The organism is Oceanimonas marisflavi, from assembly GCF_003049725.1.
GTDB lineage: Bacteria > Pseudomonadota > Gammaproteobacteria > Enterobacterales > Aeromonadaceae > Oceanimonas > Oceanimonas marisflavi.
Map to the genome: position 1 here is coordinate 47,562 of NZ_QAGM01000023.1, position 6,098 is coordinate 53,659.

General features: G+C 61.3%; 8 protein-coding genes. All 8 read left to right on the forward strand.

Annotated elements, in window-relative coordinates; genetic code table 11:
• Nucleotides 1–92: 92 nt before the first annotated feature.
• The 8 genes from metK to ruvX all read left to right on the forward strand — a co-directional run bounded on the left by metK (nucleotide 93) and on the right by ruvX (nucleotide 5,972).
• Nucleotides 93–1,250: a methionine adenosyltransferase gene (gene metK, locus DA373_RS13455; RefSeq protein WP_107852822.1), complete on the forward strand. Its 1,158-nt coding sequence runs from the start codon at nucleotides 93–95 to the stop codon at nucleotides 1,248–1,250.
• 254 nt (nucleotides 1,251–1,504) lie between these two features.
• Complete coding sequence (locus DA373_RS13460; RefSeq protein WP_107852831.1) at nucleotides 1,505–2,017, forward strand: SprT family zinc-dependent metalloprotease; 513 nt, start codon at nucleotides 1,505–1,507, stop codon at nucleotides 2,015–2,017.
• Entirely contained in the window at nucleotides 2,014–2,484 is a 471-nt protein-coding gene (locus DA373_RS13465; protein WP_107852823.1) for a peroxiredoxin, read from the forward strand. The genes DA373_RS13460 and DA373_RS13465 overlap by 4 nt, the downstream gene beginning before the upstream one ends.
• Before the next feature lie 161 nt (nucleotides 2,485–2,645).
• Nucleotides 2,646–3,293, forward strand: coding sequence for an endonuclease (locus DA373_RS13470; protein WP_232821279.1), 648 nt, complete (start codon nucleotides 2,646–2,648; stop codon nucleotides 3,291–3,293).
• Nucleotides 3,271–4,002 carry a 16S rRNA (uracil(1498)-N(3))-methyltransferase gene (gene rsmE, locus DA373_RS13475; protein ID WP_107852825.1) on the forward strand — a complete coding sequence of 244 codons (732 nt, stop codon included), beginning with the start codon at nucleotides 3,271–3,273 and terminating at the stop codon, nucleotides 4,000–4,002. The genes DA373_RS13470 and rsmE overlap by 23 nt, the downstream gene beginning before the upstream one ends.
• The gene (gshB, locus tag DA373_RS13480) at nucleotides 3,999–4,946 is read left to right on the forward strand and encodes a glutathione synthase (RefSeq protein WP_107852826.1); all 948 of its coding nucleotides are present in this window, start codon (nucleotides 3,999–4,001) and stop codon (nucleotides 4,944–4,946) included. The genes rsmE and gshB overlap by 4 nt, the downstream gene beginning before the upstream one ends.
• A gap of 58 nt (nucleotides 4,947–5,004) precedes the next feature.
• A complete protein-coding gene (locus tag DA373_RS13485) occupies nucleotides 5,005–5,559 on the forward strand; it encodes a YqgE/AlgH family protein (protein ID WP_107852827.1) in 555 nt (184 codons plus the stop codon).
• Nucleotides 5,556–5,972: a Holliday junction resolvase RuvX gene (gene ruvX / locus DA373_RS13490; RefSeq protein WP_107852828.1), complete on the forward strand. Its 417-nt coding sequence runs from the start codon at nucleotides 5,556–5,558 to the stop codon at nucleotides 5,970–5,972. The genes DA373_RS13485 and ruvX overlap by 4 nt, the downstream gene beginning before the upstream one ends.
• The last annotated feature ends 126 nt before the right edge of the window (nucleotides 5,973–6,098 follow it).

The following is a 6,098-nucleotide window of genomic DNA, read 5'->3' on the forward strand; positions in this document are numbered from 1 at the left end:
CCTCTCTAGAATAGCCGTCCAGATGTTAATACCGCTATCGTGGCGGTCACTGACAACGCCAAATTCATTACATTTTCAGGAAGTGAAGTAACATGGCCAGACTGTTTACCTCCGAGTCCGTGTCCGAAGGTCATCCCGACAAGATTGCCGACCAGATCTCCGATGCGGTCCTCGACGCCATTATCAAGCAGGACCCCAAGGCCCGCGTGGCCTGCGAAACCTACGTCAAGACCGGCATGGTCATCGTCGGTGGCGAAATTTCCACCAGCGCCTGGGTTGATATCGAAGAGCTGGCCCGCCGCACCGTGCGTGAAATCGGCTACACCAGCTCCGACATGGGCTTTGACGGTGACAGCTGCGCCGTACTGAACGCCATCGGCAAGCAGTCGCCCGATATCGCCATGGGCGTGGACCGGGAAGACGAAGACCCCTACGCTCAGGGCGCCGGCGACCAGGGCCTGATGTTTGGTTACGCTTCCAACGAAACCGACGTGCTGATGCCCGCTCCGGTGACCTACTCCCACCGTCTGGTGAAGCGCCAGGCCCATGTGCGCAAGGCCAAGGAGCTGCCCTGGCTGCGCCCGGACGCCAAGTCCCAGGTGACCTTCGTTTATGACGACGGCAAGCCCGTGGGCATCGACACTGTGGTGCTGTCTACCCAGCACAGCCCCGACATCGACCAGGCCACCCTGCGCGAAGCGGTAATGGAGCTGATCATCAAGCCGGTGCTGCCCGCCGAATGGCTGAGCAAGGACACCAAGTACCATATCAACCCCACCGGCCAGTTCATTATCGGCGGCCCCATGGGTGACTGTGGTCTGACCGGCCGCAAGATCATCGTGGACACCTACGGCGGCATGGCCCGTCACGGTGGCGGCGCCTTCTCCGGCAAGGATCCGTCCAAGGTGGACCGCTCCGCCGCCTACGCCGCCCGCTATGTGGCCAAGAACATCGTTGCTGCCGGTCTGGCCGACCGCTGCGAAATTCAGGTGTCCTACGCCATCGGCGTGGCCGAGCCCACCTCCATCAGCGTGGAAACCTTTGGCACCGGCAAGGTATCCGAAGAACTGATCGACGCCCTGGTGCGCGAGCACTTCGACCTGCGCCCCTATGGCCTGATCCAGATGCTGGATCTGAACCGTCCCATCTACCAGGCCACCGCCGCCTACGGCCACTTCGGCCGGGACGAGTTCCCCTGGGAAGCCACCGACAAGGCCGCCCTGCTGCGCGACGCCGCCGGCCTGAAGTAAGCATCAAGGGGGAGCAAACGCTTCCCCTTTTTATTACGTGGTAGCGAGAACCATCTCTGGAGCGCCTGCGGCGCTAATGCCTGCGCGTTCCCACGCTCTGGGTGGGAATGCAGACAGCAGCCCAGCCATACACCGGCGTGGCTGCCAGTACGATACACACTCCCACGCCGGAGCGTGGGAGCGAGAAACAGGCTCTGCCGACTAAAGTGGCAGCTACTTACAGCTGACAGCTTATGGCTTACAGCTTTACGATCATGAAACTCGACGATTCCCTTTTTCAGCAAATACAGAACCGGGTCACCGAGTGCCTGGCCCTGGCCGAACGCTACACCGGCCGGCCGTTTGATCCGCCTTTGGTGCGTTTTAACCAGCGCGGACGTATTGCCGGCTCTGCCTGGCTGGAACAGTGGGAGCTGCGCTTTAACCCGGTACTGCTGGCCGACAATCCACAGAACTTTCTGACCGAAATCGTGCCTCACGAGGTGGCCCATCTGGTGGCCTTTGCCCTGCACGGCAAGGTAAAACCCCACGGCCGGGAATGGCAGGCCATCATGGTGGACGTATTTGGCCTTGAGCCCCGCACCCGGCACCGGCTCAATACCGAGAAAGTGGCCCCGGTTTTTCGCTATGATTGCGGTTGCCGTATTCATAAACTGAGCCTGCGCCGGCACAACAGCGTGCGGCGTGGTAAGAAGCGCTATCAGTGCCTGCACTGCGGTCAGCCACTGATGCCCGTCAAACCGTCCGGAAAAAGGAAAACCCCATGATCAAACCCGGTGACACCCTGCCCCAGCACGACTTCACCTTTATTACCGAAAGCGGCAAGGCCAGCGCCGACACTCAGGTCCTGTTCGGCCACAAAAAGGCGGTGATCTTCGCCGTGCCCGGAGCCTTTACCCCCACCTGTTCCCAGGCCCATCTGCCGGGCTTTGTCGCACTGGAAGACGAATTTCAGACCAGAGGCGTGGCGCTGTTTTGCCTGTCGGTCAACGACGCCTTTGTGATGCACGCCTGGCAGCAGAGCCAGAACGCCGGCGCCATTACCATGCTCGCCGACGGCGATGGCAGCTTTACTCAGGCCCTGGGTCTGGCCAAGGACACCGGCGCCTTTGGCGGCCTGCGCGCCCAGCGCTTCGCCTTGGTGGTGGACAACGGCGTGGTCACTCAGGTGTGTGTGGAACAGCCCGGCAAGCTGGACGTCTCTTCTGCCGAAGCCATGCTCAAACTGGTTTAATCATAAAAGTCATACCGGGCGCCGGCCCGGTATCCTCCCCCCTTTTCCCCGCCCCGCCGCCGGTGGTAAGCTTGCGCGCACAAATACCAACATAACAATGAGTCGTGCGCTATTTTCTTCTGATCCTGAGCCTGTGCTCCTCGCTGGCCCATGGCGAAGCCATGTCGTTTCGCCAGGCCAAAAAGGTGGCACCGGGCATTTATCGTGACAATCCGGTGAGTTTTTACTGCAACTGCAACATTCAGGCCCAGGGCAAGAAGCTGGTGCCGGATCTGGCCAGCTGTGGCTACCGGGTACGCAAGCAGGAGCGGCGGGCCAGCCGCATCGAGTGGGAGCATGTGGTGCCCGCCTGGGAATTCGGCCACCAGCGCCAGTGCTGGCAGCAGGGCGGGCGCAAAAACTGCACCCGCAAGGACGAGCTGTTCCGGCAAATGGAAGGCGACCTGCACAACCTGGTGCCGGCGGTGGGCGAGGTCAACGGCGATCGCTCCAACTATCGTTTTTCGGAATGGAACGGCAAGCCGGTACAATATGGCCGCTGCCAGATGCTGGTGGACTTCAAGGGGCGCAAGGTGCAACCTCCCGTGGAAACCCGGGGCGCCATTGCCCGCACCTATCTGTATATGCAGCAGCAATACCGGCTGAAGATTGCCCGCCAGCAGCAGAAACTGTTTGAGGCCTGGAACCGGCAATATCCGGCCAGTCCCTGGGAGTGCGAGCGGGACAAGCGTATCGGCCGTATTCAGGGCAACCACAACCCCTTTGTTCAGGAGCAGTGCAAAAATTATGCGTATACCCCGAATCCATGAGCCGAGCGAGCTTGCCAGCGGCCAGGAGCTGACCCTGTCGGAAGACGGCGCCAACCATGTGGGCCGGGTGCTGCGCATGCAGGCCGGCCAGCATCTGGTGCTGTTTAACGGCGAAGGTGGCCAGTACGCCGCCGAGATCATTGAGGCCGGCAAGAAAAGCGTGCGGGTGCGCGTGGGAGAGTTCAGCGCCGGTGAGGTGGAGTCCCCCCTGCACTTTCACCTGGGCCAGGTGGTGAGCCGGGGCGAAAAGATGGAGTTCACCATTCAGAAGTCGGTGGAGCTCGGGGTGAACGTGATCACGCCGCTGTTTTCCAGCCGCTGTGGCGTCAAACTCTCCGGCGAACGCCTGGAAAAGAAACTGCAACAGTGGCAGAAAATCGCCATCGCCGCCTGCGAGCAGTGCGGTCGCAACCGCATTCCCGAGATCCGCCCGGCCATGGCCCTGGAGCAGTGGCTGGCGGAAGACACCAATGAGCTCAGGCTCAACCTGCACCCCCGGGCCGAATACAGCGTCAACACCCTGCCCGCCCCCGAGCACGGCGTGCGCCTGCTGATCGGCCCCGAAGGGGGGCTGTCGGATGAGGAAATTGCCGCCGCTCAATCGCACCACTTTATTGATATACTGCTCGGACCGCGCGTGCTGCGCACCGAAACCGCGGCGCTCACCGCCATTACCGCCCTGCAATGCCGATTTGGAGATCTCGCATGACCATCAAACTGGGAATCGTGATGGACCCCATTCAGTCCATCAACATCAAGAAAGACACCAGCTTCGCCATGCTGCTGGAAGCCCAGCGCCGGGGCTATGAGCTCTGGTACATGGAAATGAGCGATCTCAGCCTGCGCGATGGTGAAGCCTATGGCAGCATGGCCCGGCTGTCGGTAAAGGAAGACGCCAGCCAGTGGTATACCCTGGCCGAGCCTGAGCTCCAGCCCCTGCACAACCTGGACGTGATCCTGATGCGCAAGGATCCGCCCTTTGATACCGAGTTTATCTACGCCACCTATCTGCTGGAGCGGGCCGAGGGTGAAGGCACCCTTATCGTCAACAAGCCCCAAAGCCTGCGCGACGCCAACGAAAAGCTCTACACCGCCTGGTTTGCCGAGCACACTCCCAGCACCCTGGTGACCCGCAAGGCCGCCGACATTCGCGCCTTTCACGCCGAGCACAAGGACATTATTCTCAAGCCCCTGGACGGCATGGGCGGCGCCTCCATCTTTCGGGTGAAGGAAGACGATCCCAATCTGGGCGTGATCATCGAAACCCTCACCGAGCATGGCAGCCGTTACTGCATGGTGCAGACCTATCTGCCCGCCATCAAGGACGGCGACAAGCGGGTGCTGGTGGTGGACGGCGAGCCAGTGCCCTACTGCCTGGCGCGCATTCCCCAGGGGGGCGAAACCCGGGGCAACCTGGCCGCCGGCGGCCGGGGCGAGGCCCGCCCCCTGAGCGACAGCGATCGCCGCATTGCCGAGGCCCTGGGCCCGGTACTCAAAAGCAAGGGACTTATCTTTGTGGGTCTCGACATCATCGGCGACAAGCTCACCGAGGTGAACGTCACCAGCCCCACCTGCGTGCGCGAGATAGAAGCCGCCTTTCCGGTCAACATTACCGGTATGCTGATGGACGCCATTGAAAAGCGGCTATCCTGACAGTAACACTCATCCCCGGTGGCATGCCGCCGGGCGAATACAGCGATAACGAGACAACATGGATTCACTGGAACATCACTTTCTGATCGCCATGCCCAACCTCAAGGATCCCTTCTTTGCCGGCTCCGTGACCTATATCTGCGAGCACAATGAGGAAGGCGCCATGGGGCTGGTGATCAACATTCCGGTCGATATGCAATTGCACGAACTGCTGCACCAGCTGGAGCTGGAGCCCGATGACGTGCCCGGGCTGGACAGTCCGGTGCTGCAGGGTGGCCCGGTCTCTGCCGACCGGGGCTTTGTGCTGCACACTCCGGTTGAAGGCTTTGGCTCCAGCCGGCTGCTTGCCGATGATCTCATGGTCACCACCTCCCGGGATGTGCTGGAAACTCTGGGTACCAGTCAGGCGCCGGAAAAATTTCTGGTGACGCTGGGCTATGCCGGCTGGACACCGGGTCAGCTGGAGCAGGAGCTGGTGGAAAACAGCTGGCTGACGGTGCCCGCCGACAGCAGCCTGATTTTCGATACTCCCCTCGGTCAGCGCTGGCACCAGGCCATTGCCCGCCTCGGCATCGACTCCCGTCAGCTTTCATCCCAGGTAGGTCACGCATGAGCCGTACTCTGCTGGGCTTTGACTATGGCCTGAAAAGCATCGGCGTGGCGGTGGGCCAGGAGCTCACCGCCAGCGCCCGCCCCTTGCTGGCACTGAAGGCCAACGACGGCGTGCCCAACTGGGAGCAGATTGAAAAGCTGCTCAAGGAGTGGCAGCCGGCCCTGCTGGTGGTGGGCCTGCCGCTGAATATGGACGGCACCGAGCAGGACATCAGCCGTCGCGCCCGCAAGTTTGCCAACCGGCTGCACGGCCGCTTTGGTCTGCCGGTGGAGCTGCAGGACGAGCGCCTGACCACCACAGACGCCCGCGCCCGCCTGTTTGAAGCCGGCGGCTACAAGGCCCTGGGCAAGGACGCCGTAGACGCGGTCTCGGCACAGTTAATTCTTGAATCCTGGATGGCAAGTAAGCTGTAAGAACCTGTTTGAAATCTTTCGCCAATAGCCGATACTGGACGGATGAAACGAAAAACATACCCCAGCGACATTACGCGAGCACAATTTGAAGCCGTCAGACCGTTATTGGAACAGGCCAGTAAGCGC

Excerpts from the sequence above, each read along its gene's own strand:
- gshB (WP_107852826.1), top strand. The coding sequence starts at position 3,999 with ATGACCATCAAACTGGGAATCGTGATGGACCCCATTCAGTCCATCAAC.
- ruvX (WP_107852828.1), top strand. The coding sequence starts at position 5,556 with ATGAGCCGTACTCTGCTGGGCTTTGACTATGGCCTGAAAAGCATCGGC.
- DA373_RS13460 (WP_107852831.1), top strand. The coding sequence starts at position 1,505 with ATGAAACTCGACGATTCCCTTTTTCAGCAAATACAGAACCGGGTCACC.
- rsmE (WP_107852825.1), top strand. The coding sequence starts at position 3,271 with ATGCGTATACCCCGAATCCATGAGCCGAGCGAGCTTGCCAGCGGCCAG.
- metK (WP_107852822.1), top strand. The coding sequence starts at position 93 with ATGGCCAGACTGTTTACCTCCGAGTCCGTGTCCGAAGGTCATCCCGAC.
- DA373_RS13485 (WP_107852827.1), top strand. The coding sequence starts at position 5,005 with ATGGATTCACTGGAACATCACTTTCTGATCGCCATGCCCAACCTCAAG.
- DA373_RS13465 (WP_107852823.1), top strand. The coding sequence starts at position 2,014 with ATGATCAAACCCGGTGACACCCTGCCCCAGCACGACTTCACCTTTATT.
- DA373_RS13470 (WP_232821279.1), top strand. The coding sequence starts at position 2,646 with ATGTCGTTTCGCCAGGCCAAAAAGGTGGCACCGGGCATTTATCGTGAC.